The sequence below is a fragment of the Streptomyces sp. NBC_00659 genome (assembly GCF_036226925.1).
GTDB lineage: Bacteria > Actinomycetota > Actinomycetes > Streptomycetales > Streptomycetaceae > Streptomyces.
Window position 1 is genome coordinate 4,519,658 of record NZ_CP109031.1, and the last position, 23,142, is coordinate 4,542,799.

The 23,142-nt window shown below is 71.2% G+C and carries 23 protein-coding genes and 1 riboswitch; of the genes, 11 read left to right on the plus strand and 12 right to left on the minus strand.

The annotated features are described in order from the left end of the window. Nucleotides 1-46 precede the first annotated feature (46 nt). Both OG410_RS19495 and OG410_RS19500 read right to left on the minus strand, forming a co-directional pair. Nucleotides 47-310, minus strand: coding sequence for a DUF4031 domain-containing protein (locus tag OG410_RS19495; protein WP_329300365.1), 264 nt, complete (start codon nucleotides 308-310; stop codon nucleotides 47-49). After that, nucleotides 307-702, minus strand: coding sequence for a hypothetical protein (locus OG410_RS19500; RefSeq protein WP_329300366.1), 396 nt, complete (start codon nucleotides 700-702; stop codon nucleotides 307-309). The genes OG410_RS19495 and OG410_RS19500 overlap by 4 nt, the downstream gene beginning before the upstream one ends. A gap of 56 nt (nucleotides 703-758) precedes the next feature. On the opposite strand from OG410_RS19500, the gene OG410_RS19505 reads away from it, so the two are divergent. The 4 genes from OG410_RS19505 to OG410_RS19520 all read left to right on the plus strand — a co-directional run bounded on the left by OG410_RS19505 (nucleotide 759) and on the right by OG410_RS19520 (nucleotide 5,045). After that, complete coding sequence (locus OG410_RS19505; RefSeq protein ID WP_329300367.1) at nucleotides 759-1,679, plus strand: MurR/RpiR family transcriptional regulator; 921 nt, start codon at nucleotides 759-761, stop codon at nucleotides 1,677-1,679. Between the two features lie 229 nt (nucleotides 1,680-1,908). Continuing rightward, a complete protein-coding gene (gene murQ, locus OG410_RS19510; protein WP_329300368.1) occupies nucleotides 1,909-2,844 on the plus strand; it encodes an N-acetylmuramic acid 6-phosphate etherase in 936 nt (311 codons plus the stop codon). Nucleotides 2,845-2,860: 16 nt separating this feature from the next. Then, entirely contained in the window at nucleotides 2,861-4,411 is a 1,551-nt protein-coding gene (locus tag OG410_RS19515) for a PTS transporter subunit EIIC (RefSeq protein WP_329300369.1), read from the plus strand. A 46-nt stretch (nucleotides 4,412-4,457) separates the two neighbouring features. Next, a complete protein-coding gene (locus OG410_RS19520; RefSeq protein ID WP_329300370.1) occupies nucleotides 4,458-5,045 on the plus strand; it encodes a hypothetical protein in 588 nt (195 codons plus the stop codon). A gap of 64 nt (nucleotides 5,046-5,109) precedes the next feature. Here the strand turns inward: OG410_RS19520 and OG410_RS19525 are convergent, their stop codons facing one another. Next, nucleotides 5,110-5,322 (minus strand): hypothetical protein, encoded by a 213-nt coding sequence (locus OG410_RS19525; protein ID WP_329300371.1) that lies wholly within the window; start codon nucleotides 5,320-5,322, stop codon nucleotides 5,110-5,112. A 115-nt stretch (nucleotides 5,323-5,437) separates the two neighbouring features. Between OG410_RS19525 and OG410_RS19530 the strand changes: the two genes are divergently transcribed. Then, nucleotides 5,438-6,280, plus strand: coding sequence for a helix-turn-helix domain-containing protein (locus OG410_RS19530; RefSeq protein ID WP_329300372.1), 843 nt, complete (start codon nucleotides 5,438-5,440; stop codon nucleotides 6,278-6,280). After that, a complete protein-coding gene (locus OG410_RS19535; protein WP_329300373.1) occupies nucleotides 6,261-6,476 on the plus strand; it encodes a DUF397 domain-containing protein in 216 nt (71 codons plus the stop codon). The genes OG410_RS19530 and OG410_RS19535 overlap by 20 nt, the downstream gene beginning before the upstream one ends. Before the next feature lie 97 nt (nucleotides 6,477-6,573). Here the strand turns inward: OG410_RS19535 and OG410_RS19540 are convergent, their stop codons facing one another. The 5 genes from OG410_RS19540 to thrC form a co-directional block, all read right to left on the minus strand. Next, nucleotides 6,574-7,695: an NADH:flavin oxidoreductase gene (locus OG410_RS19540; protein ID WP_329300375.1), complete on the minus strand. Its 1,122-nt coding sequence runs from the start codon at nucleotides 7,693-7,695 to the stop codon at nucleotides 6,574-6,576. A gap of 287 nt (nucleotides 7,696-7,982) precedes the next feature. Then, nucleotides 7,983-9,608 (minus strand): chaperonin GroEL, encoded by a 1,626-nt coding sequence (gene groL, locus OG410_RS19545; protein WP_326787049.1) that lies wholly within the window; start codon nucleotides 9,606-9,608, stop codon nucleotides 7,983-7,985. A 417-nt stretch (nucleotides 9,609-10,025) separates the two neighbouring features. Next, the gene (locus OG410_RS19550) at nucleotides 10,026-10,229 is read right to left on the minus strand and encodes a cold-shock protein (RefSeq protein ID WP_005315736.1); all 204 of its coding nucleotides are present in this window, start codon (nucleotides 10,227-10,229) and stop codon (nucleotides 10,026-10,028) included. A gap of 441 nt (nucleotides 10,230-10,670) precedes the next feature. After that, nucleotides 10,671-10,946 carry a MoaD/ThiS family protein gene (locus OG410_RS19555; protein WP_326787048.1) on the minus strand — a complete coding sequence of 92 codons (276 nt, stop codon included), beginning with the start codon at nucleotides 10,944-10,946 and terminating at the stop codon, nucleotides 10,671-10,673. Beyond that, entirely contained in the window at nucleotides 10,943-12,241 is a 1,299-nt protein-coding gene (thrC, locus tag OG410_RS19560; RefSeq protein WP_329300376.1) for a threonine synthase, read from the minus strand. The genes OG410_RS19555 and thrC overlap by 4 nt, the downstream gene beginning before the upstream one ends. 15 nt (nucleotides 12,242-12,256) lie before the next feature. Beyond that, a riboswitch (SAM riboswitch) is annotated at nucleotides 12,257-12,413 on the minus strand. A 205-nt stretch (nucleotides 12,414-12,618) separates the two neighbouring features. On the opposite strand from thrC, the gene OG410_RS19565 reads away from it, so the two are divergent. Then, the gene (locus tag OG410_RS19565) at nucleotides 12,619-13,563 is read left to right on the plus strand and encodes a glucosyl-3-phosphoglycerate synthase (RefSeq protein ID WP_326787046.1); all 945 of its coding nucleotides are present in this window, start codon (nucleotides 12,619-12,621) and stop codon (nucleotides 13,561-13,563) included. 78 nt (nucleotides 13,564-13,641) lie between these two features. Next, nucleotides 13,642-15,093, plus strand: a complete 1,452-nt coding sequence (locus tag OG410_RS19570) for an alpha,alpha-trehalose-phosphate synthase (UDP-forming) (protein WP_329300377.1) — start codon at nucleotides 13,642-13,644, stop codon at nucleotides 15,091-15,093. A 157-nt stretch (nucleotides 15,094-15,250) separates the two neighbouring features. On the opposite strand, the gene otsB is transcribed toward OG410_RS19570, so the two are convergent. After that, nucleotides 15,251-16,105, minus strand: a complete 855-nt coding sequence (otsB, locus tag OG410_RS19575) for a trehalose-phosphatase (protein WP_329300378.1) — start codon at nucleotides 16,103-16,105, stop codon at nucleotides 15,251-15,253. Nucleotides 16,106-16,256: 151 nt separating this feature from the next. After that, nucleotides 16,257-16,484, minus strand: a complete 228-nt coding sequence (locus OG410_RS19580; RefSeq protein ID WP_328669776.1) for a DUF3263 domain-containing protein — start codon at nucleotides 16,482-16,484, stop codon at nucleotides 16,257-16,259. A 154-nt stretch (nucleotides 16,485-16,638) separates the two neighbouring features. Here OG410_RS19580 and OG410_RS19585 point away from each other — a divergent pair, with 154 nt between their 5' ends. The 3 genes from OG410_RS19585 (at nucleotide 16,639) to OG410_RS19595 (ending at nucleotide 19,900) form a co-directional block, all read left to right on the plus strand. Beyond that, a complete protein-coding gene (locus OG410_RS19585; protein ID WP_329300379.1) occupies nucleotides 16,639-17,634 on the plus strand; it encodes an ROK family protein in 996 nt (331 codons plus the stop codon). Nucleotides 17,635-17,641: 7 nt separating this feature from the next. Further along, nucleotides 17,642-18,826, plus strand: a complete 1,185-nt coding sequence (nagA, locus tag OG410_RS19590) for an N-acetylglucosamine-6-phosphate deacetylase (protein WP_329300380.1) — start codon at nucleotides 17,642-17,644, stop codon at nucleotides 18,824-18,826. A 144-nt stretch (nucleotides 18,827-18,970) separates the two neighbouring features. Next, the gene (locus tag OG410_RS19595; RefSeq protein WP_329300381.1) at nucleotides 18,971-19,900 is read left to right on the plus strand and encodes a 1-phosphofructokinase family hexose kinase; all 930 of its coding nucleotides are present in this window, start codon (nucleotides 18,971-18,973) and stop codon (nucleotides 19,898-19,900) included. A gap of 35 nt (nucleotides 19,901-19,935) precedes the next feature. Here the strand turns inward: OG410_RS19595 and OG410_RS19600 are convergent, their stop codons facing one another. Both OG410_RS19600 and cdgB read right to left on the minus strand, forming a co-directional pair. Further along, the gene (locus OG410_RS19600; protein ID WP_329300382.1) at nucleotides 19,936-20,904 is read right to left on the minus strand and encodes a carbohydrate-binding protein; all 969 of its coding nucleotides are present in this window, start codon (nucleotides 20,902-20,904) and stop codon (nucleotides 19,936-19,938) included. A gap of 117 nt (nucleotides 20,905-21,021) precedes the next feature. After that, nucleotides 21,022-22,743: a diguanylate cyclase CdgB gene (gene cdgB / locus OG410_RS19605; protein WP_329300383.1), complete on the minus strand. Its 1,722-nt coding sequence runs from the start codon at nucleotides 22,741-22,743 to the stop codon at nucleotides 21,022-21,024. Between the last annotated feature and the right edge of the window lie 399 nt (nucleotides 22,744-23,142).

Consider the following 23,142-nt stretch of genomic DNA (forward strand, 5'->3'; position numbering starts at 1 on the left):
TGGCCCGCACTCCGTCGGCCTCCCCGCGCGAGCGGGTCTCCTCCGGTCACCGCGCGCGCTTGCGCCGTCGCAGCCCCGCCCCGTGCAGCAGCCGTACGACCTCACGGCTGCTGACCTCCACCGCGCCGGCGGCGACCGCGTCGGCGTAGCGGTGCGAGGGGATGTCGTAGTGGTCGCGCTCGAAGGCCCGCGGGGGCGCGCCCAGCCGGTCGGCGAACGCATGGAGTTCGTCGTAGGAGACATCGCTGATCAGGTGGGACCACACCCGGCCGTGGCCCGGCCAGGTGGGCGGATCGATGTACACGGTCACGAGGGCGGATTCGTGCCGGTCGCCGAGCCGAGGGCGCCCACCGGGGAGATCTTCACGCCCGCCTGGTGGCACACCCAGTGCGGGTCGGGGCCCAGCTCGGGCTCCACCTCCAGGGCGTGCGGGTCGCCGCTGGAGCACACCGGGCACAGCGGCCACCGTCCGTGCCGCTCCAGGATCGCGTCCTGCACGTCCTGGGCGACGAGCCCGGCGACGAACCCGGCGCCTTCCGGCCACTGCTCGACCCACCAGCGGCGCTGCACCACCGAGTCCTCGACCAGGGAGACGACGTCCGCCTCGGCCACCTGGCCCGCGATCAGGTCGGCGAGCACACGGGCGCGCGCCGCGTGCAAAGCCTGCTCCAGGGGGTTGAGGGGGTTGCCGGTGGGGTCCATGTCCTCATTGTGCGCACCCTTGACCGTATGCCCCAATGGAAAATATCTTTCATGGTGTGACCCATGACGTGAAGGAAATTTTCGCGGGTGAGGCACCGCCCGCCCCCGCGGCCCTCGCGGCCAAGGTGCGGACCCTCGCTCCCTCGATGACACGCTCCATGCAGCGGGTCGCCGAGGCCGTCGCCGCTGACCCGGCCGGCTGCGCGGCCCTCACGGTCACCGGACTCGCCGAGCTCACCGGCACCAGCGAGGCCACGGTCGTGCGCACGGCCCGCCTCCTCGGCTACCCCGGATACCGCGACCTGCGCCTCGCGCTCGCCGGGCTCGCCGCGCAGCAACAGTCGGGCCGGGCCCCCGCCGTCACCGCCGACATAGCGGTCGACGACCCCATCGCCGACGTCGTCGCCAAGCTCGCCTACGACGAGCAGCAGACCCTCGCCGACACCGCCGCCGCGCTCGACACGGTCCAGCTCGGCGCCGCCGTCGCCGCCATCGCCACCGCCCGCCGCGTCGACATCTACGGTGTCGGCGCGTCCGGGCTCGTCGCCCAGGATCTCCTGCAGAAACTCCTGCGGATCGGGCTCATGGCCCACGCGCACAGCGACCCGCACCTCGCGGTGACGGGCGCGGTGCAGCTGCGCGCCAAGGACGTGGCGATAGCCATCACGCACTCCGGCTCGACCGGCGACGTCATCGAACCGCTGCGGGTCGCCTTCGAGCACGGGGCGACGACGGTGGCGATCACCGGCCGCCCGAGCGGACCGGTCGCGCAGTACGCCGACCACGTCCTCACCACCTCGACCGCCCGGGAGAGCGAGCTGCGCCCGGCGGCCATGTCGTCGCGCACCAGCCAGCTCCTGGTGGTGGACTGTCTGTTCGTGGGGGTGGCCCAGCGCACCTACGAGACGGCGGCGCCCGCGCTGTCCGCCTCGTACGAGGCCCTGGCGCACCGCCACTCCCCGCGCGGCGGCCGCTAGCCGCACCGCACGACCGGCGGGCCCGGGACCCGGGGTCCAGGGCCGCGGCACCGACCGGCGGAGCTGGAGCCGGTGCCACGGGACACCCCGGGAACTTGAATCAGCAGGGAGAGCGCGGTCCCGCGGGCGGCTGTCGGCGCCCGCGCGGCGGTGCCGCGCGTCGTCCCGGCCCGCGCCCCGCCCCCGGGGCCGCGGATACGACACCTCACCGGAAAGAGCCGACCCTGTCATGACCTCCATGCCCAACTACGGCGATCTTCGAGCAGAGTTGGAGACGCTGACCACCGAGGCGTTCCGCCCCGAACTGTCCGACATCGACCGCCTGTCCACGCTGGAGATCGCGCGGCTCATGAACGGCGAGGACATGACGGTGCCGGCGGCCGTCGCCGCGCAGCTCCCGCTCATCGCCGCCGCGATCGACGGCATCGCGGAGCGCATGGCCCGCGGCGGCCGCCTCGTCTACGCGGGCGCCGGCACCGCGGGCCGCCTCGGCGTTTTGGACGCCTCGGAGTGCCCGCCCACCTTCAACACCGATCCCTCCCGGGTCGTCGGCGTGATCGCGGGCGGCCCGACCGCCATGGTCACCTCGGTCGAGGGCGCCGAGGACTCCCGGGAACTCGCGGCGGCCGACCTGGACGCGCTCGCCCTGACGGCCGACGACACCGTGGTCGGCGTCTCCGCCTCGGGCCGCACCCCGTACGCCGTCGGCGCGGTCGAGCACGCCCGCAAACAGGGCGCGCTCACGATCGGCCTGTCCTGCAACGCGCACAGCGCGCTCGCCTCCGCCGCGGACCACGGCATCGAGGTCGTGGTCGGCCCCGAACTGCTCACGGGCTCCACCCGGTTGAAGTCCGGCACCGCGCAGAAGCTCGTCCTCAACATGCTCTCGACGATCACGATGATCCGGCTCGGCAAGACGTACGGGAACCTGATGGTCGACGTACGGGCCTCGAACGAGAAACTGCGAGCCCGCTCCCGCCGCATCGTCGCCCTCGCCACCGGGGCCTCCGACGAGGAGATCGAGCGCGCGCTCGCCGCCACCGACGGCGAGGTGAAGAACGCCATCCTGACGATCCTCGGCGGCGTCGACGGGCCCACCGCCGCCCGCCTTCTGGAGGACTCGGAGGGCCATCTGCGCGCCGCGCTGGCGGCTTCGGCCGACTGACCAGCACGCTCGGGGAGTGAGCACACCGGACTCCATCACAGCGGCGGCCATCCTCCCCCTCGTGGGCGGACCCGCGAACGTCCTCACCGTCGCCCACTGCATGACCCGGCTCCGGCTGGGTCTGCGGGACGGCGGTCTGGTGGACGAGGCGGGCCTGCGGGCCCTTCCCGCCGTCCTCGGCCTGGTCGCGGACGGCGGCTCGTACCAGATCGTGCTGGGCCCCGGCACGGTCGCCCGGGTGACGCCCGCCTTCGAGGCGCTGCTGGCGAGCGCTCTGTCACCCCTCGCCCCGCCCGGCGCGGACCCGGCCACCGCTCCGGCCACCACGCCGGGTGCCGAACCGGGTGCCGAAGCGGGTGCCGAACCGGCGACCACCGCGGACCGGCTCGCCCTGCGCGGCGCCGAGCTGCGGGCCTCCCGGTCCCGCCGCAACGCCACCCCCTTCAAGCTGTTCCTGCGGCGCGTCGCGGACGTCTTCGTGCCCCTGATCCCCGCCCTGATCGGCTGCGGGGTCATCGCCGGCCTCAACGGCCTGCTGATCAACCTCGGGGTACTGAGGGGTCTGACCCCCGCACTGACCGCCATCGCCGCCGGGTTCATGGCGCTGATCGCCGTCTTCGTGGGATTCAACACGGCCAAGGTGTTCGGCGGCACCCCGGTCCTGGGCGGCGCGGTGGCCTCGGTCGTCGTGTACGCGGGGGTCGCCAAGGTGACCGTCCTCGGGGTGACGCTCGCCCCCGGCCAGGGCGGTGTCCTCGGCGCCCTGGCCGCGGCCCTGCTCGGGACGCACGTGGAGAAGTGGTGCCGCCGCTGGGTCCCGCCGACCCTGGACGTCCTGGTCACCCCCACCCTCACCGTGCTGCTGACCGGCCTGGTCACGCTGTACGCGCTGATGTACGCGGCCGGTGAGCTCTCCGCCGCCATCGGCACCGCCGCCGCCTGGCTGCTCTCCACCACCGGCGCCCTCGCCGGGCTCGTCCTCGGCGCCTTGTTCCTCCCCCTGGTGATGCTGGGCCTGCACCAGGCCCTCATCCCCGTCCACACCACGCTCATCGAACAGCAGGGCTACACCGTCCTGCTGCCCGTGCTCGCCATGGCGGGCGCGGGCCAGGTGGGCGCCGCCCTCGCGGTCTACGTCCGGCTGCGCCACGACACCTCGATCCGTACGACGATCAGATCGGCGCTCCCGGCCGGACTCCTCGGCGTCGGCGAGCCCCTGATCTACGGCGTCTCCCTGCCCCTCGGCCGCCCCTTCGTCACGGCCTGCGCGGGCGGCGCGGCGGGCGGCGCCTTCATCGGCTTCTTCTCGATGCTGGGCGACCACGTCGGCTCGACGGCCATCGGACCCTCCGGCGTGGCCCTGTTCCCGCTGCTGTCCGGCAACCGGGGCCTCGCCGTCACCGCGGCGATCTACGCGGGCGGCCTGCTGACCGGGTACGCCGTCGGGTTCGCGGCCACCTACTTCTTCGGCCTCGGCGGCGCCCTCCGAAACGGTCCCGACGGCGGACTCGACCGTGACACCGGCGGCACGTCACCGGCCCGCCGGTCGGAACAGGCCGCCGTGTAGGACCTGTCCCAGCCGCGCTGTCGGTGGCGCATGCGAGGCTGGGAGCATGAACCACGCACAGCTGACCGAACTGGGCCGCGCCCTGCGGCTGCTCGGGGAGCACGGCGACGCCCTGAGCACCGACACCCCCGACGCCAAGCTGCACGAGGTCAAGGCGGACCTGAAGCGGGCCCTGAGCCTGCTCGACGAGACGGTGGCGACGGCCAAGCCGACCACCCGCTGCTCCGAGCATCCGAACGGCCCGGTGGACGAGAGCGCCCCGGACCGCTGTCTGCTCTGCGAGACCCGCCGCCGCACCGCCCGCCGCACCGAGGTCAACGACGCGTACCCGCACGGCCGGCCACTCGCCCCGGACGAACTGCCCGACCGCACGATGTCCCGCTACGGAGTGCGCGGCGACCGCCCCCAGCCCCAGCAGCGCTGGCTCCCGGAGGTCTGGAACGGCCAGACGTGGCTCCTGTGCGGCACGCCTCGCCGCGACCGCCAGGAGGCCGAGCGCTACCTCGCCGCCGAGCGCCGGGCCCCCCGCCCCGGCATGGCCTACCGCCTCGTCCACGAGTTCACGGACTACGAGGTGCTCCGCATCTGGGGCACCCCGGTCAAGGTCGACATCGAGCCGATGGGGAACCTTTAGGCAGCCCGGGGGGCCTTCAGGCAGGCTGGGGGCCCGAAAGCGGGCCCCCTCCCCGGCTCCCTGGTCAGGGCAGCCGCCCCTCCGCGTTGAGCCGCCGCACGCGGGCCCGCAGCACCTCCCCCGGCGGTGCCTCACCGAGTGCCTCGGACGGACAGTCCCACTCGATCCCCCCGCCGGGCGGCCGCAGTTGCACGAGGCCGCCCTCGCGCCCCATCACCTGCCCGAGCCGCCCGTCCCGCACGTCGATTGCGTACTCCTCACCCGACGTCGCCTCCATCGCACCGAACCTTTCACGCTGAGTGTTCGCTTTCACCACCCAGCGTGGCCATCGTCCCCCTAGCCTGGGAAGGGACGCCGGTCCAACAACCCCACCTGTGTGACAGGGAGTCGCGATGCCGGGCCCCAAGGACCTCGATCCGTCCACCTCCCCCCGCGCGATGATCGGCGCCGAGCTGCGGCACGCCCGCGAGAACGCCGGCCTCAGCCAGGCCGAACTGGGCGAGCCCCTCTTCGTCAGCGGTTCCTTCATCGGCCAACTGGAGTCGGGGACGCGCCGCTTGCAGCTCGAATACGCCGTCCGGATAGACGAGATCCTCGGGACGAAGGGCTTCTTCGAGCGCAACTGCAGGGCCCTGGCCAGGTCGAAGTACCCGGACCACTTCGTGGAGGCGGCGGAGGCGGAGGCGGTTGCCACGGGGATCAGGCACTACCTCCCTCTGCTCATCCCCGGCCTGCTGCAGACCCCGGCATATGCGGCAGCCCTGTTCCGTACCTACCGGCCGACCGCCTGCGACGCGGAAATCGAGGAGCTGGTGGCGACCCGCATGGAGCGCACCCACCTCCTGGACCATCCAACAACCCCCCTGTTGTGGGTGATCCTGGACGAGGCCGCGATTCACCGGCCGGTCGGCGGGCCTGCAACGATGGCGATGGCCCTCCGCCATACGGCGGACCTTGCACACCGCCACCGAGTCATCCTGCAGGTCCTGCCGTTCGCCGCCGGTGCGCATGCCGGGATGGGCGGCTCCTTGAAGCTCATGGAGTTCAGAGACGCTCCCCCGCTCTGCTTCATCGAGGGGGTCGACATGGGGAAGCTGGTGGACGACCCGGCGACGGTGGCACGCCACAACCTCACGTTCAACCTTCTCCAGGCAGCAGCCCTCTCGCCTCAGGATTCCCTGGCCCTGCTTGAGACGGTGACTCATGCTTACGAACATGGAGAACAACACCCCTGATCGCGAACCACGTTCGGCGGTCTGGCGAAAGTCGAGCCACAGCGCAGGCGACGGCGGCGACTGCCTGGAAGTTGCCCTCGCTGCGGGCCACCCCACTCACATCCCCGTCCGGGACTCCAAGAAGCCCGGTTCCGTGATCACCTTCGGGGCCGCCGCCTGGGGCGCCTTCGTGGGCCACCTCGGTACCACCGGCTGACCGGCGCGGAGCGCGAGGCGCGAAAAAAGGGACGGCGCCCGCGTCGCGGCGGGCGCCGTCCCTCCCCCGTTCCCCCCGTCACCGGGAAGCTGTCAGCTCAGCTGAGGGAACCCAGCGCCGCCGCGTCGTACGGGGCCAGGTCCTCGAAGCGGCCGGCCAGGACCTTCGCCGCCCACTCGGGGTCCTGGAGCAGCGCGCGGCCGACGGCGACGAGGTCGAACTCGTCGCGCTCCATGCGGTCGAGGAGGTCGTCGATGCCCTTGACCGGGGAGCCCTCGCCCGCGAAGGCCTTGATGAAGTCGCCGTCCAGGCCGACCGAACCGACGGTGATGGTGGGCTTGCCCGTCAGCTTCTTCGTCCAGCCGGCGAGGTTGAGGTCGGAACCGTCGAACTCGGGCACCCAGTAGCGGCGGGTGGAGGCGTGGAAGGAGTCCACTCCGGCCGCGGCGAGCGGGGCGAGGATCGCCTCCAGCTCCTCCGGGGTCTCCGCGAGCCGGGCGTCGTACGCCTGCTGCTTCCACTGCGAGTAGCGGAAGATGACGGGGAACTCGGGCGAGACGGCGGCACGCACCGCGGCGACGATCTCCGCCGAGAACTTCGTACGGGCCACCGGGTCGCCGCCGTACGCGTCCTCGCGCCGGTTGGTGCCGGCCCAGTGGAACTGGTCGAGCAGGTAGCCGTGGGCGCCGTGCAGTTCGACACCGTCGAAGCCGATGCGCTCGGCGTCGGCGGCGGCCTTGGCGAACGCCTCGATGACGTCGTCGAGGTCCTGCTGGGTCATGCTCTTGCCGGTGACCTCGGCGCCCTCCTTGTAGAGGCCGGAGGGGCCGACGGGCGGGGCGTCCGTGAAGGGCGGCTCGCCCGTCTTGCGGACCATGCCGATGTGCCAGAGCTGCGGGACGATCGTGCCGCCCGCCGCGTGCACGGCGTCGGCGACCTTCGCCCATCCGGCGAGCTGCTCATCGCCGTGGAAGCGCGGCACCGCGTCGCTCTGTCCGGCCGAGTCGTGGCCGACGTAGGTGCCCTCGGTGACGATCAGGCCGACGCCCGCGGCGGCGCGGCGGGAGTAGTAGCCGACGACGTCCTCCCCCGGTACACCGCCCGGCGAGAACATCCGGGTCATCGGGGCCATGGCGATCCGGTTCGGGACGGTCAGGCCGTTGATCGAGACGGGACGGGACAGGATCTCGGCTGCGCGGGTCGCGGCGTCAGTGGTCACGTGGGGGCTCCTCGAAGAGGTGGTCGGTATGACGTCGAGCGGTCTGCGAAGCAGGAGATTCCATGCGGTATGTGCACATGCATCAACTGCTCGTCAGCGTCAACCTCCGCACCGGGCGGGGCATTCCGCCGTACCCGCGCCCACCCCTGTGATCCGGGCCACGTCGTGGACCCGGCGCATCCCGGGGAGCCGTCCGGGAGTCGTCCGGGAAACGCCCGAGGGCGGCACCCCCCTTGCGGGAAGGTGCCGCCCTCGGAACGTCAGGACGGTTGATCGACCGGGGTCGATCAGAAGTCCATGTCACCGCCCGGCATGCCGCCCGGAGCACCGCCGGCAGCGGCCTTCTCCGGCTTGTCGGCGATGACGGCCTCGGTGGTCAGGAACAGCGCGGCGATGGAGGCGGCATTCTGCAGGGCAGAGCGCGTCACCTTCGCCGGGTCGATGATGCCTTCGGCGATCATGTCGACGTACTCACCGGTCGCGGCGTTCAGGCCGTGGCCGACGGGCAGGTTGCGCACCTTCTCGACGATGACGCCACCCTCGAGACCACCGTTGACGGCGATCTGCTTGAGCGGGGCCTCCAGGGCGAGACGCACGGCGTTGGCGCCGGTCGCCTCGTCACCCGTGAGCTCGAGCTTCTCGAAGACCGAGGAAGCCTGGAGCAGGGCCACGCCACCACCGGCGACGATGCCCTCCTCGACGGCCGCCTTCGCGTTGCGAACGGCGTCCTCGATGCGGTGCTTGCGCTCCTTGAGCTCGACCTCGGTGGCGGCACCGGCCTTGATGACGGCCACGCCGCCGGCCAGCTTCGCCAGACGCTCCTGGAGCTTCTCGCGGTCGTAGTCCGAGTCCGAGTTCTCGATCTCGGCACGGATCTGGTTCACACGGCCGGCGACCTGGTCGGCGGAGCCGGACCCGTCGACGATCGTGGTCTCGTCCTTGGTGATGACGACCTTGCGGGCACGGCCCAGCAGGTCCAGACCCGCGTTCTCCAGCTTGAGGCCGACCTCCTCGGAGATGACCTCGCCGCCCGTGAGGATGGCGATGTCGCCGAGCATGGCCTTGCGGCGGTCACCGAAGCCCGGAGCCTTGACGGCGACGGACTTGAAGGTGCCACGGATCTTGTTGACGACCAGGGTCGACAGGGCCTCGCCCTCGACGTCCTCGGCGATGATCAGCAGCGGCTTGCCGCCCTGCATGACCTTCTCCAGGAGCGGGAGCAGGTCCTTCACGTTCGCGATCTTGGAGTTCGCGATCAGGATGTACGGGTCGTCGAGGACGGCCTCCATACGCTCCATGTCGGTGGCGAAGTACGCCGAGATGTAGCCCTTGTCGAAGCGCATACCCTCGGTGAGCTCCAGCTCCAGACCGAAGGTCTGGGACTCCTCGACGGTGATGACGCCTTCCTTGCCGACCTTGTCCATCGCCTCGGCGATGAGCTCGCCGATCTGGGTGTCGGCGGCGGAGATGGAGGCCGTCGAAGCGATCTGCTCCTTGGTCTCGACATCCTTCGCCTGCTCCAGCAGGGCACCGGAGACGGCCTCGACGGCCTTCTCGATACCGCGCTTGAGGGCCATCGGGTTGGCGCCGGCGGCGACGTTGCGCAGACCCTCGCGCACGAGCGCCTGGGCCAGCACGGTCGCCGTGGTCGTACCGTCGCCGGCGACGTCGTCCGTCTTCTTGGCGACTTCCTTGACCAGCTCGGCGCCGATCTTCTCGTACGGGTCCTCGAGCTCGATCTCCTTGGCGATGGAAACACCATCGTTGGTGATCGTGGGGGCGCCCCACTTCTTCTCGAGGACGACGTTACGGCCCTTGGGGCCGAGGGTGACCTTGACGGCGTCAGCGAGCTGGTTCATCCCGCGCTCGAGACCGCGCCGTGCCTCCTCGTTGAACGCGATGATCTTGGCCATGTGAAGTGGTCCTCCCGGACGGGGTGGATTGCTCCGGATCGTGCCCGCGCCCGCGACGGACGGCCTGCAAGCCTTGTGGTTCCTTGCCCCACAGGCCTGCGGGCCTCGCTGACCCGATCCAAGTTCTGTCACTCTCACTGGGAGAGTGCTAACGCCAATGATTAGCACTCGACCCCTGCGAGTGCAAGCGCCTCTCACGAAAACAGGGCCGACGGGCGACCTCCGCACGCGCCCCGGAGGTCGCCCCCGCGAGCGGCCTCCACACGGGGGCACTCGCGGGCGCGCGGGCGCGCGCAGGAGCAGGCGGAGGGCCGGCGGAGGACGGCCGGAGGCGGCCGGGGACGTACGAGGGGCCCGCATCCCGGTGGGATGCGGGCCCCTCGTATGTGAGTTGCGTCGGTGGTCGTTCGCGCCCGATCAGACGGCGAGTTTGACCATGTCCGCCTGCGGACCCTTCTGGCCCTGCGAGATTTCGAACTCCACTCGCTGACCCTCTTCAAGGGTGCGGTAGCCGTCCATCTGAATCGCGCTGTAGTGCACGAAGACGTCCGCACCACCGTCGACCGCGATGAAGCCGTACCCCTTCTCCGCGTTGAACCACTTGACGGTGCCCTGAGCCATGCCTAACTCCCCTATTACTGGCCCTTGCACAGATCCACACTTCGCGGATCCGGGTCAGACCTCACCCCCCAACGGTTGGGGGTGTGCGCCGGAACGCGTCGACCGCGGCTGAATGTATCTGTCCAACTGCCCTCTGCAACAGGTCAATCGGACGAGAATTCTGGGCATGGCCGATCAATGATATGCGGAGAATGTGCAAGGATTCGGGGCAAGTCGGGCCCCGCAAATGCCATAAAATGCCCAAAAAGGCGAGCCATTTTGGCTACTTCTTATCGGCCCGCGAACGCTCACTCATATGCGTCCGGCATGAAACCAACATCCAAATTGGAGCGGCTTCCCCAACTCTAGCGCGTTCAACCCAACAGAATTGCCCCCTCCGTTTGTCTCACGGAGGGGGCAATTCTGTGAACGCGCCGTGTTGGGCATTACCGAGGGTAACGATCAGCCTCCGGCGACGGCCGGAATGATCGAAACGCCGACACCGTCCGGAGTCGCCGTCTCCAGGCCCTGCTCGAAGCGCACGTCGTCGTCGTTGACGTACACGTTGACGAAGCGGCGCAGCTTGCCCTGGTCGTCCAGGACGCGCGCGGCGATGCCCGTGTGGTTCTTCTCCAGGTCGCTGATGACCTCGGCGAGGGTCGTGCCCTCGGCCGTCACCTCGGCGGCGCCACCGGTGTAGGTGCGCAGGATGGTGGGGATGCGGACGTTGACGCTCATGATGCGAGGCCAGCCTCTCGGAAGGAGTCGAGGTTCGGGCGGATGGTCGCGGTCAGCCCGGTGTCCGAGGCCACCGCGTCCAGAGTCTTGAGGCCGTCGCCGGTGTTCAGCACGACCGTGGTGAGGGTCGGGTCGAGGAGACCGTTCTCGATCAGCTTGCGGGTGACGCCGACGGTCACACCGCCCGCCGTCTCGGCGAAGATGCCCTCGGTGCGCGCGAGCAGCTTGATCGCGTCGACGATCTGCTCGTCGTTCACGTCCTCCACCGCACCGCCGGTGCGCCGCGCGATGTCGAGCACGTACGGCCCGTCCGCCGGGTTGCCGATGGCGAGCGACTTGGCGATGGTGTCCGGCTTCTGCGGCCGTACGACGTCGTGGCCGGCCTTGTAGGCGACGGACACCGGGGAGCAGCCCTCGGCCTGGGCTCCGAAGATCTTGTAGGGCCTGTCCTCGACGAGCCCGAGCTTGATCAGCTCCTGGAGGCCCTTGTCGATCTTCGTGAGCTGGGATCCGGAGGCGATCGGCACGACGAGCTGGTCGGGGAGCTTCCAGCCGAGCTGCTCGCAGATCTCGTACGCCAGGGTCTTGGAGCCCTCGGCGTAGTAGGGCCGCAGGTTGACGTTGACGAAGCCCCAGCCCTCGCCGGCCGGGTCGCCGATCAGCTCGGAGCAGAAGCGGTTCACGTCGTCGTAGTTGCCCTCGATGCCGACGAGCTCGCCGCCGTAGACCGCGGCCATGACGACCTTGCCCTGCTCCAGGTCGTGCGGGATGAACACGCAGGAACGGAAGCCGGCGCGGGCGGCCGCGGCGCCGACGGCACCGGCGAGGTTGCCGGTGGAGGAGCAGGAGAGGGTGGTGAAGCCGAAGGCGCGGGCCGCTTCGATGGCCTGGGCGACGACGCGGTCCTTGAAGGAGTGCGTCGGGTTGCCGGAGTCGTCCTTGACGAAGAGCTTTCCGGCGTCGACACCGAGCTCACGGGCCAGGTTGTCGGCCTGCACGAGCTTGGTCCAGCCGGGGTTGATGTTGGGCTTGTCCGCCACGTCCGCGGGGACGGGCAGCAGCGGCGCGTAGCGCCAGATGTTCGCGGGTCCCGCTTCGATGCGCTTGCGGAGTTCTTCGGTCTCGTAGGCCGAGAAGTCGTAGGCGATCTCCAGCGGGCCGAAACACTCCTCGCAGGCGAAGACCGGGCCGAGCGGGACGCGGTGCCCGCATTCGCGGCAGGAGAGCGCCGCGGCCGGGCCGAGGTCCACCGCTTCGGCGGAGTTCGTGGTACTTGCAACTGTCTGCGCAGCCATGGAGGCGAGGCCCTTTCCTCATCTTCCTCACGACGCACTTCGCCGTGAGACGGATTTGGCACCTTCCCGAGCCGGGAGCCTCGCGACGCGATCGACATCGATCGGTACGAGACCGGCTGGAGGGTTGCCGGGGCTTCATCGGGCCGTATCCCTCTGCCCCTCTGGATGAGCGGTATTTGATTGTTGAACCGTTGAACGCGATACGTACCGACGATCCAGGACATGCGATGGTCATCCGCGTTGTTCAAGACTGTAACCGAAGGCCAGGACAGTTGAGATAGTCGTCCGAACCGCGAGACGACGGCAATCGATCTGCCGCTGGCCGCAGCGGGCACGCCGATGAGAGCGTGTGATCAGACAGTGAGGAGCCGCAGACCGTGCTGAAAGACGTCGAAAGCTGGCTGAGCACACGCTCCTGGTCCGTGACCGACCGCCCGCTCCACAAGATCATGGCCGCGAAACGCATCACGGGATCGACGGTCAGTGTCGTGCTGCCCGCGCTCAACGAGGAGGAGACGGTAGGCGAGATCGTCGCGATCATCCGCCACGACCTGATGCAGCAGGTGCCCCTCGTCGACGAGATCGTCGTCGTCGACTCCGGCTCGACCGACCGCACCTCCGCGGTCGCCGCCGCCGCGGGCGCGAGAGTCGTGCACCGCGACGACATCCTCCCGCGGATCCCGGCCGTGCCCGGCAAGGGCGAGGTGCTGTGGCGGTCGCTCCTCGTCACGAGCGGGGACATCGTCTGTTTCATCGACGCGGACCTCAAGGAGTTCTCGTCCGACTTCGTCTCCGGGATCGTGGGCCCGCTGCTCACCGATCCCGGCGTCGACCTGGTCAAGGCCATGTACGACCGGCCGCTGGGCGGCGCCTCGGGACAGGGCGGCCGGGTCACGGAGCTGATGGCCCGCCCCCTGCTGAACATGCACTGGCCGCAGCTCGCGGGCTTCGTCCAGCCGCTCGGCGGCGAGTACGCGGCCCGCCGCTCGCTGCTCGAACAGCTCCCCTTCCCCGTCGGCTACGGCATCGAACTGGGCATGCTGGTCGACGCCCTGCACCTGGTGGGCCTGGACGCCCTCGCCCAGGTCGACGTCGGGGTGCGCAAGCACCGCCACCAGGACGGCCAGGCACTCGGCCGCATGGCCGCCGCGATCTACCGCACCGCCCAGCTCCGGCTGGCCCGCGGTCACCTGATCCGCCCCGCCCTCACCCAGTTCGAACGTGGCCGGGACGGTTTCCAGCCGCGCACGTACTCGGTGGACACCGAGGAAAGGCCGCCGATGAGCGAAATCTCCGAGTACCAGCGGCGCAGGGCCGCGTAGACCGGCCCTGACGGCCGCGATCACATACGGCCGAAGGGGCGCGTTTGAGCGTTTCGACACGGGGCTAGGTTTCGAGGCATGGCTTCAACGCATGGTGCCCACAGGATTCTGGTCGCCTCCAACCGCGGCCCGGTCACCTACGAGGTACGGGAGGACGACTCGCTGCACGCCAAGCGCGGCGGCGGCGGCCTCGTCTCGGGACTCTCGGCGATCGGGCCGGACGCGGGCGCCCTGTGGGTGTGCTCGGCCCTCGGCGACGGCGACCGGGAGGCGGTCCGGCGCGGGGTCGGCGAGGACGGCGTACGGATGCTGGCCATCGACGCCGGGGTCCACGCCGACGCGTACAACGGCATCGCCAACTCCGTGCTGTGGTTCGTCCACCACCTGCTCTACCAGACCCCGCTGGAGCCGGTCTTCGACGCGGAGTTCCGGCGCCGGTGGGAGTCGTACCGGACCTACAACCGGGCCTTCGCCGAGGCACTGGCCGAGGAGGCGGCCGAGGGCGCGGCCGTGCTGGTCCAGGACTACCACCTGTGCCTGGTGCCCGGGATGCTCCGCGAACTGCGCCCCGACCTGCGCATCGGCCACTTCTCCCACACCCCGTGGGCGCCCGAGGACTACTTCCGGATGCTCCCCGACGACATCCGCGCGGAACTGCTGGACGGCATGCTCGGCGCGGACCGCGTGGCGTTCCTGACCCGGCGGTGGGCGACGGCCTTCACGCGCTGCGTGGAGACGGCCGCCCCGGACCGCTACCGGGTCGCCACGTCCCCGGAGGACCGGCCGGAGATCGAGCACCTCGACGGCACCCCGCCCGGTCGGACCCTCGTCGGTGTGCACGGCCTCGGCGCCGACGCCGAGTTCCTGCGCGAGCGCTCGCACCGGGCGGACGTCGGCGAACGGATGGCCGCGCTGCGCGAGGAGATCGGCGCCGGCCGCAGGACGATCGTGCGCGTCGACCGGACCGAGCTGTCCAAGAACATCGTGCGGGGGCTGCTGGCGTACCGGCAGCTTCTCGACGACCACCCCGAGTGGCGCGAGCGGGTCGTCCACGTGGCGTTCGCCTACCCCTCGCGGCAGGACCTCGCGGTGTACCGGGACTACACGGCCGAGGTGCAGCGCGTCGCCGACGAGATCAACTCCCAGTACGGAACGCCCGGTTGGACCCCGGTGGTGCTGCACGTGAAGGACGACTTCGCGCGCTCGCTCGCCGCCTACCGGCTGGCCGACGTCGCCCTCGTCAACCCCATCAGGGACGGCATGAACCTCGTCGCCAAGGAGATCCCGGTCGTCTCCGACGAGGGCTGCGCGCTGGTCCTGTCACGGGAGGCCGGGGCGTACGAGGAACTGGGCGAGGACGCGATCTCCGTGAACCCGTACGACGTGACCGGTACGGCGCGGGCGCTGCACGAGGCCCTCGTCATGCAGCCGGGCGAACGAGCAGAACGCACCAAGCGCCTGGCCGCCGCAGCCACCGCCCTCCCCCCGGCCCAGTGGTTCCTGGACCAACTCCGCGAACTGGAGGCCTGAGCAGCGGGAGTTTCAGCCCCGGCCGGGGAACGTTTCAGCCCCTCCGGCGTTTGAGGAGCGGGGTCTGGGGCGGAGCCCCAGGTACGGGACGGGTAGGGGCGGAGGGGGCGAAACCAGCCTTCCGCCGCCCCGGCCCGCTCGGGCGACGACCGGCCGGTCAGGCGAGTTCGGCCGCGAGGGACGCGAGCAGGCGGACGACTCCGGCGGGCCCGTCGACCACCAGGTCCGCACGGTCGGCGAGTTCGGCGACCTCGGAGCTGCCGCTGCACACCAGAAGGCCGGGGATCCCGTCGGAGCGGAGCTTGTCGACGGCGGCGAAGGCGGGCAGGTCCCCCAGGTCGTCACCCGCGTACAGAACAGCCTCCGCACCGATCTCCCGGACGTACCCCATGAGAGCGACCCCCTTGTCCATCCCGGGCGGACGCAGCTCCAGGACCATGCGCCCCGGCTCGACGATCAGCCCGTGCCGGGCGGCCAGTTCACCCAGCGGCTCCCGGAGCGCCTCGAACGCGGCCTGAGGATCGTCGGCACGCCGCGTGTGCACCGCGACGGCACGGCCCTTCTCCTCGATCCAGGTGCCCTGCCAGGCGCCGATACCGTCGAGGAACCCCGGCAGCTCGGCGCGGACGGCGGCCACGCCGGGATGCGGGGCGGGGGCGGTGACGGTGCCGCTCACCGCGTCCCAGCGCTCGGCGCCGTAGTGGCCGAGGACGACCAGGTGCTCCAGTCCGGCCACGCCCGCGAAGCCGCCGTGGCGCACGGCCACACCGGCGGGGCGGCCGGTGACCACGGCGACGGAGGCGACCTTGGGGGCGAGTGCGGCAAGTGCGGGGACCGCGTCGGGGTGCGCGCGGGCCCGGTCGGGGTCGGGGACGATGGGGGCGAGGGTTCCGTCGAAGTCGAGTGCGACGACGGTGTGGGTGGGGCGCGTGAGGATCGCTTCCAGAGCGTCGCGTCCGGCGGGGGTCACCGGGGCCGGCAAGGAGTCCTTGGATTCGGGGTGGCTGCCCATGGGGCGACCCTATCCGGGCGGGGGCGACCGTACCGTTCCTATGGATGAGCGGATGTGAGTACTACTGCCCGGACTCGTACTCGATCAGGCCGGACGCCGGCCCTCGATCAGGCCGGACGCCCGGCCCTCAGCCAGGCCGGACGCCCCGATCTCACCGCTCGTCCCGGCGGGCCTCCCGAACCCGGCGCAGTCTGTTCACCGTGACGGGGTCGTGCGCGAGGGCGCGCGGGTCGTTCAGCAGCGCGTTCAGGAGCTGGTAGTAGCGGACCGGGGCCAGGCCCAGTTGCTCGCGTATGGCGCGCTCCTTGGCGCCGGGACCGGGGAAGCCGCGGCGTTCCAGGGCGAGAATGCTCCGTTCGCGCGCGGGCAGCTCTTCCATGGACAGCACGGTAGTCCCCGGCACCGACAAGCGCCGGGGCCGGGGCCGCCGTGCCACCGCGCCCGGGGTGCCGGTCCCGGAACGCGGAATACGACGCCCCCTATCGCGTGAGTGGACTAGACCTTTCAAGGGGTAAAGGGCGACACTGTCCCCCGTGAGACACGTCATCGCCCTCGATGTGGGCGGCACCGGGATGAAGGCCGCCCTCGTCGGGGTGGACACCGAGCCCTCCCCGGACCGCCCCGACGCGCCGCGACCGGGGGCCCCCGGGCACCCCGCGCTGCTGCACCAGGCCCGCCGGGCGACCGGCCGCGAACGCGGGCCCGACGCCGTCGTCGAGGAGATCCTCGACTTCGCCGCCGAACTGCGCGCCCACGGCGAGGAGCACTTCGGCGAGAGCGCCCTGGCCGCGGGCGTCGCCGTCCCCGGCATCGTCGACGCCGCCGAGGGCATCGCGGTCTACGCCGCCAACCTCGGCTGGCGCGACGTCCCGCTGCGCCGGCTGCTCGGCGAGCGACTCGGCGGCGTACCCGTCGCGCTCGGGCACGACGTGCGCACCGGCGGGCTCGCGGAGGGCCGGATCGGCGCCGGGCGGGGAGCGGACCGCTTCCTGTTCGTCCCGCTGGGCACCGGCATCGCGGGCGCCATCGGCATCAACGGCGCCGTCGAGGAGGGCGCGCACGGCTTCGCGGGCGAGATCGGCCACATCGTCGTACGGCCCGGCGGAGCCCCGTGCCCATGCGGGCAGCGCGGCTGTCTGGAACGGTTCGCCTCCGCGGCGGCCGTCAGCCAGGCCTGGGCCGAGGCGTCCGGCGACCCCGAGGCGGACGCGGCGGACTGCGCCAAGGCCGTCGAATCGGGCGACCCGAGGGCGCGGGCCGTCTGGCAGGAGGCCGTCGACGCGCTCGCCGACGGCCTGGTAACCGCGCTCACCCTCCTGGACCCGCGCACGCTGATCATCGGTGGCGGGCTCGCCGAGGCGGGGGAAACCTTGTTCACACCACTGCGGGCCGCGGTCGAGCGACGCGTCACGTTCCAGAAGCTGCCGTCCATCGTCCCCGCAGCCCTCGGGGACACCGCCGGATGCCTCGGTGCCGGGCTCCTCGCCCGGGACCTCCTGAACACCACTCCTACGACTCCCCGGAGGTAACCACCCGATGGCCCCTAGCAAGGTTCTCGCCGGCGCCCGGGTGGTACTGCCCACCGGGATCGTGCACGACGGCCGCGTGATCATCGACGGTGCGCGGATCGCCGGCGCGGGTGCCCCCGAGACGCGACCCGCCGGAGTTCCCGGGGGAGCCCCCGCGGACACGCCCGTGACCGACCTGTCCGGCCACTGGGTGGTCCCCGGCTTCGTCGACATCCACAACCACGGCGGCGGCGGCGCGTCCTTCACCTCGGGAACGGTCGAGGACGTCCTGCGGGGCATCCACACCCACCGGCTGCACGGCACCACGACCGTCGTCGCCTCGACCGTCACCGGTGACATGCACGGCCTCGCCGAACGCGCCGGGATGCTCTCCGAACTGGCCGAACAGGGCGATATCGCGGGCATCCACTTCGAGGGCCCGTTCATCTCGCCGTGCCGCAAGGGCGCGCACTCCGAGGAACTGCTGCGCGACCCGGACCCGGCCGACGTCCGCAAGCTCCTCGACGCGGCGCGAGGAAAGGCCAGCATGGTCACGCTCGCCCCCGAACTGCCGGGCGGACTCGACTCCGTACGGCTGCTCGCCGAACACGGGGTGATCGCCGCGATCGGGCACACCGACGCGACGTACGAGCAGACGAAGGCGGCCATCGACGCGGGCGCGACCGTGGCGACGCACCTGTTCAACGCGATGCCGGCGCTCGGGCATCGCGCGCCGGGCCCGATCGCCGCCCTCCTCGAGGACGGGCGGATCACCGTCGAGCTGATCAACGACGGCACGCATCTGCACCCCGCCTCACTGGAGCTGGCGTTCCATCACGCGGGCCCCGGCCGGGTCGCGTTCATCACCGACGCGATGGACGCGGCGGGCTTCGGCGACGGCCGCTACATGCTCGGTCCGCTGGAGGTCGAGGTCGCGGACGGCGTCGCCCGCCTGGTGGAGGGCGGTTCGATCGCGGGCTCCACGCTCACCCTCGACCGTGCCTTCCAGCGCGCCGTCACGGTCGACAGACTGCCGGTCGAGGACGTCGTGGCGGCCATCTCCGCCAACCCCGCCCGTCTGCTCGGCGCGTACGACCGGGTGGGCTCCCTGGAGCCGGGCAAGGACGCGGACCTCGTGGTTCTCGACGCCGACTTCGCGCTCAAGGGCGTGATGCGCGGCGGAGAATGGGTGGTCGATCCCCGACTGGGGTGATTCACACCTTTGTTGCTTGCGGCGGTTGGCCTGGGGGGACTGGGCCGACCGCCGTGGTGTTTGGCATGATCGAGCCTCCGGAACCACCGGCGGGCGTCCGACAGGCGCCCATGTCACAGAACTCTTCGGGGGAGGTCGGCCCAGGTGATCCTCACGGTCACACTGAACACCGCTCTCGACATCACCTATCGCGTGCGGGCGTTGCGCCCGCACAGCTCGCACCGGGTGAGCGAGGTGACCGAACGCCCGGGCGGCAAGGGCCTGAACGTGGGGCGGGTGCTCGCCGCGCTCGGGCACGAGGTGACGGTCACCGGTTTCACGGGCGGCGCGACCGGCCGCTCCGTGCGGGACCAACTGGCCGAGTCGGCCGGGGTGGTGGACGCGCTCGTCCCGGTGCGGGGCTCGACGCGACGCACGATAGCCGTGGTCGACACGACGACCGGTGACACGACTCAGCTCAACGAACCGGGACCGGCGATAACACCCGCCGAGTGGTCGGCCTTCCAGGAGAGGTACGAGCATCTGCTGCGTTCCGCCTCCGCGGTGGCCCTGTGCGGCAGCCTGCCCCCGGGCGTCCCGGTCGGCGCCTACGCCCAGCTGGTCCGCACCGCACGTGCCTCGGCCGTCCCGGTGCTCCTGGACACCAGTGGCGAGCCTCTGCGCCGGGGCGTCGCCGCCCGCCCCGACATCGTCAAGCCGAACGCCGAGGAACTGGCCGAACTCACCGGCTCCCACGAGCCGCTGCAGGCCACCCGCAACGCCCGGCGACGCGGCGCGCACGCGGTGGTCGCCTCCCTCGGCACGGACGGGCTGCTCGCCCACACCCCCGAGGGCCACTGGCGGGCCACCCCGCCCGTGCGGGCGCACGGCAATCCGACCGGCGCGGGCGACTCGGCCGTCGCGGGCCTGCTGTCGGGCCTGGTGGAGCAACTCGACTGGCCGGCCCGTCTCGCCCGCGCTGTCGCCCTGTCGACGGCGACCGCGGCGGCACCCGTGGCGGGCGAGTTCGACCGGGCCCTGTACGAGAGCCTGCTGGGCCGGGTGACCGTGACCGCGGAGTCCACCGCGGCGTAGCCCCCTGGCCCCCTTGGTCCTCTCAGCCCCGGGGGCTAGCGCTTGACCTGCCCCTTCTTCAGCGAGAGCTGGTCGAGCAGCACGTTGCAGCTGTCGCCGTCCCCGCAGGAGAGGGTGACCGTGTTGGTGCCCTTGTTGAGGGTGGGCCACGCGTAGGTCGTCGTCCAGCCCTTGGCGAAGTCGCCCTCGGCGGCGTGCGCGTAGTTCTCCATGCTCAGCTTGGAGCCGAAGGCCTTGCCGTTGACGGTGAGCGTCATCGACGCGTCCTGGCCGGGGACGCTGTAACGCGCGAACACGGTGTAGACGCCGTCCTCGGGGATGCCGTTGAACGTCCAGGTCACCGAGGCGCCCGGGGCGTTCAGGCCGGCCACGTAGACCCCGCCGTCGGACTGGGCGCCCTGGACGTCGGAGGCCGTCGTCACGCCGGTGCCCAGCTTCAGCGCCTTGGCGTCGATCTTGGGAAGCTCCGCGGGCTTGTCGGACCCCTTCGTCTCCGCATCGGTCGGGGACGCGCTCTGGGCGGTCGAGGGGGTCGAGCCCGCCTGGTCGCCCTTGTCGTCGTCCCCGCCGCCGCCCGTCATGGCGATGGCGATACCGATCACGACCGCGGCGACCACGGCGACCGCTCCGATGAGGAGGCCCTTGGTGTTCGGGCCGCGGCCGCGGCCGCCGTCACCGTGACCGGGCATCGGCGTCCGCGCCGTCTGCGCACCGCCGGGAACGGTCTCGGGGGCCCCGTAGTGGGCGTTCGGCTGGCCGTAGCCGCCCTGCTGCGGCACCTGGCCGTACGGGGCGGTGGGGGCCTGCTGGCCGTAGGTGCCCTGAGCGGTCTGCTGGCCGTACTTGCGCTCGCCGACCGCCCGCACCCGGTTGACCGAGCCCGGGTAGCCGTAGCCGCCGCCTCCAGAGGGCGGCGTGGCTCCGTTGGCCTGACCGTCGGCGTAGAGATAGCCGAACGGGTCGTCCTCCTCGGGCGTGCTCGCGCCGTTGTTGCCGGGCGTCATCCCTTGGTCTCCTCAGCGGGTGCGGTTCTGATGCGGTACACGAATGAATGGCGAGCCTACCCGGTTTCCCTGGGCCGAACGGGGGGCCTTCACCGCATCGATGCACTGACCTGCTTCTTACCCCGCGCGCCTGTGCTGTTTGGGACGAGAACGTTTCTCGACGTACATCCGCTCGTCAGCCGATTTCAACACCTCGTCCGCCGTCATTCCACAGTGGGCCCACCCGATGCCGAAACTGGCGCCGACGCGGACGGCCCGTCCATCGACCCTGATGGGAGGAATGATCGCGTTCCTCAGCCGTACGGCGAGGTCCTGGGCGTCCGCGCGGCCGAGGCCGTCGGCGAGCACCACGAACTCGTCGCCGCCGAGCCTCGCCACCGTGTCGCCGTCCCGGACCCCGTGGGTGAGGCGGCGGGCGACCTCGATGAGAACCTCGTCACCCGCGTTGTGCCCGAACCGGTCGTTGATCGACTTGAAACCGTCGAGGTCGCAGAAGAGCACCGCGAGCCCCTTGGTGCCGTCGTCCGTCTCGCCCTCGGGCGCGATGGTGTGCACATGGTGGTCGAAGGCCTCGAACGCCTCGGCGCCGGCTTGGAAGTCGAAGCCGTGCCCGTTCCCGTCGTAGGCGGGGTGGCCGTTGTCGTCGTACTCGCCGGACTGCGGGTCCGTGAAATCCCCGTGGCCGTACGCCGCGTCCAGTGAGGCGACCACGCCGGGCGGCAGGGACGCGGGGCGCCGGCAGAGGCGGGCGCCGAGCCGGGAGCGCAGCTCGGCGGAGTTGGGCAGACCGGTGAGGGCGTCGTGCGAGGCGCGGTGCGCGAGCTGGAGCTCACGGCGCTTGCGGTCCTCTATGTCCTCGACGTGGGTGAGCAGGAAGCGGGGGCCGTCGGCCGCGTCCGCGACGACGGAGTTGCGCAGGTGGACCCAGACGTAGGTGCCGTCGCGGCGCCCGAGCCGCAGCTCGGCCCGGCCGCCCTCGGCGGAGGTCCGCAGCAGGGTGCCGATGTCCTCGGGGTGCACGAGGTCGGAGAAGGAGTAGCGGCGCATCGCGGAGGCGGGCCGGCCCAGCAGCCGGCACAGGGCGTCGTTGGTGCGCAGGATGCGACCGTGCTGGTCGCCGCCCATCTCGGCGATCGCCATGCCGGAGGGCGCATACTCGAAGGCCTGGCGGAAGGATTCCTCACTGGCGCGCAGAGCCTGCTGCTCACGTTCCAGACGGACCAGGGCGCGCTGCATATTCGCGCGTAGACGTGCGTTGCTGATAGCGATGGCGGCCTGGAAGGCGTACATCTGAAGGGCTTCGCGGCCCCAGGCGCCCGGCTTGCGGCCGTTGCGCGGCCGGTCCACCGACAGCACGCCGATCAGCTCGCCGTGGCCGCCGCCACTGCTGCCGCTGCCGCTGACGTTCGGGGTGTACAACGGCGCGAAGAGACGGTCGGAGGGATGCCACTCGTCCTCGAAGCGAGGAGCGGGACCGTCGGTGTACCACTGCGGTACGTCGTCCTCGTCGAGGACCCAGCCCTCGGTGTGCGGTATGTACCGCAGGTCGCCCCAGGCCTCGCCCATGGTGAGCCGGCGCTCCCAGGACTCGCGGGAGCCGACGCGGCCGGTGATGAGGGCTTCGGCCGCGGGGTTTCCGGCGAGAGCGGCGACGACGAGGTCGCCGTCGGGGCGTACGAGGTTGACACAGGCCAGCTCGTAGCCGAGCCCGGTGACCACGCCGTCGGCGACGGTCTGCAGCGTGTCCGCCAGGCTGCGGGCGGTGTTCATGTCCGCCATCACCTGGTGCAGCTGCCGCAGGGTCGCAAGACGGACGTAGGGCTCCGACTCGGTCTCCATTCGCCCTCCCCTCGAGACCTCGCAGCAACTCCAGGGTTCACTCGGCGTACTGGGTGCTCTTTCGGTTCCGTGCTGACTGCCCGGCGCTTCCCCGCGAACCCCTTCACGCCGTACTGCTTGGTAGCTTCCCCGCTCAACGCCTCAGCCACTGAATCACAGCGCGCTCCCCACTCGGTACACAGGGTCAACAAAATATGGCTCCTGTGACTCAAGTCACAGCAGAACCTGAGCAATTGAGTGGAGATTCTGCATTTCCGTGTGCGTCTGACACATGCATTATTGGCCGACTGTGCAAATCCTGTGCACGCCCCGGACCCGTGGAACAAGTACGGACGAGAGTACGGCCGTCCCGGCCTCCGCGTTCGCCGGCCCCGCTTCCGCCCCGGCGCCGGGCCCTCT

What these genes read in the sequence shown, in the direction of transcription:
- OG410_RS19500 (WP_329300366.1), bottom strand. Translation starts at nt 702, where the DNA reads ATGGACCCCACCGGCAACCCCCTCAACCCCCTGGAGCAGGCTTTGCAC.
- murQ (WP_329300368.1), top strand. Translation starts at nt 1,909, where the DNA reads ATGACCTCCATGCCCAACTACGGCGATCTTCGAGCAGAGTTGGAGACG.
- OG410_RS19520 (WP_329300370.1), top strand. Translation starts at nt 4,458, where the DNA reads ATGAACCACGCACAGCTGACCGAACTGGGCCGCGCCCTGCGGCTGCTC.
- OG410_RS19525 (WP_329300371.1), bottom strand. Translation starts at nt 5,322, where the DNA reads ATGGAGGCGACGTCGGGTGAGGAGTACGCAATCGACGTGCGGGACGGG.
- OG410_RS19530 (WP_329300372.1), top strand. Translation starts at nt 5,438, where the DNA reads ATGCCGGGCCCCAAGGACCTCGATCCGTCCACCTCCCCCCGCGCGATG.
- OG410_RS19535 (WP_329300373.1), top strand. Translation starts at nt 6,261, where the DNA reads ATGGAGAACAACACCCCTGATCGCGAACCACGTTCGGCGGTCTGGCGA.
- groL (WP_326787049.1), bottom strand. Translation starts at nt 9,608, where the DNA reads ATGGCCAAGATCATCGCGTTCAACGAGGAGGCACGGCGCGGTCTCGAG.
- OG410_RS19550 (WP_005315736.1), bottom strand. Translation starts at nt 10,229, where the DNA reads ATGGCTCAGGGCACCGTCAAGTGGTTCAACGCGGAGAAGGGGTACGGC.
- OG410_RS19555 (WP_326787048.1), bottom strand. Translation starts at nt 10,946, where the DNA reads ATGAGCGTCAACGTCCGCATCCCCACCATCCTGCGCACCTACACCGGT.
- thrC (WP_329300376.1), bottom strand. Translation starts at nt 12,241, where the DNA reads ATGGCTGCGCAGACAGTTGCAAGTACCACGAACTCCGCCGAAGCGGTG.
- OG410_RS19570 (WP_329300377.1), top strand. Translation starts at nt 13,642, where the DNA reads ATGGCTTCAACGCATGGTGCCCACAGGATTCTGGTCGCCTCCAACCGC.
- otsB (WP_329300378.1), bottom strand. Translation starts at nt 16,105, where the DNA reads ATGGGCAGCCACCCCGAATCCAAGGACTCCTTGCCGGCCCCGGTGACC.
- OG410_RS19580 (WP_328669776.1), bottom strand. Translation starts at nt 16,484, where the DNA reads ATGGAAGAGCTGCCCGCGCGCGAACGGAGCATTCTCGCCCTGGAACGC.
- nagA (WP_329300380.1), top strand. Translation starts at nt 17,642, where the DNA reads ATGGCCCCTAGCAAGGTTCTCGCCGGCGCCCGGGTGGTACTGCCCACC.
- OG410_RS19600 (WP_329300382.1), bottom strand. Translation starts at nt 20,904, where the DNA reads ATGACGCCCGGCAACAACGGCGCGAGCACGCCCGAGGAGGACGACCCG.
- cdgB (WP_329300383.1), bottom strand. Translation starts at nt 22,743, where the DNA reads ATGGAGACCGAGTCGGAGCCCTACGTCCGTCTTGCGACCCTGCGGCAG.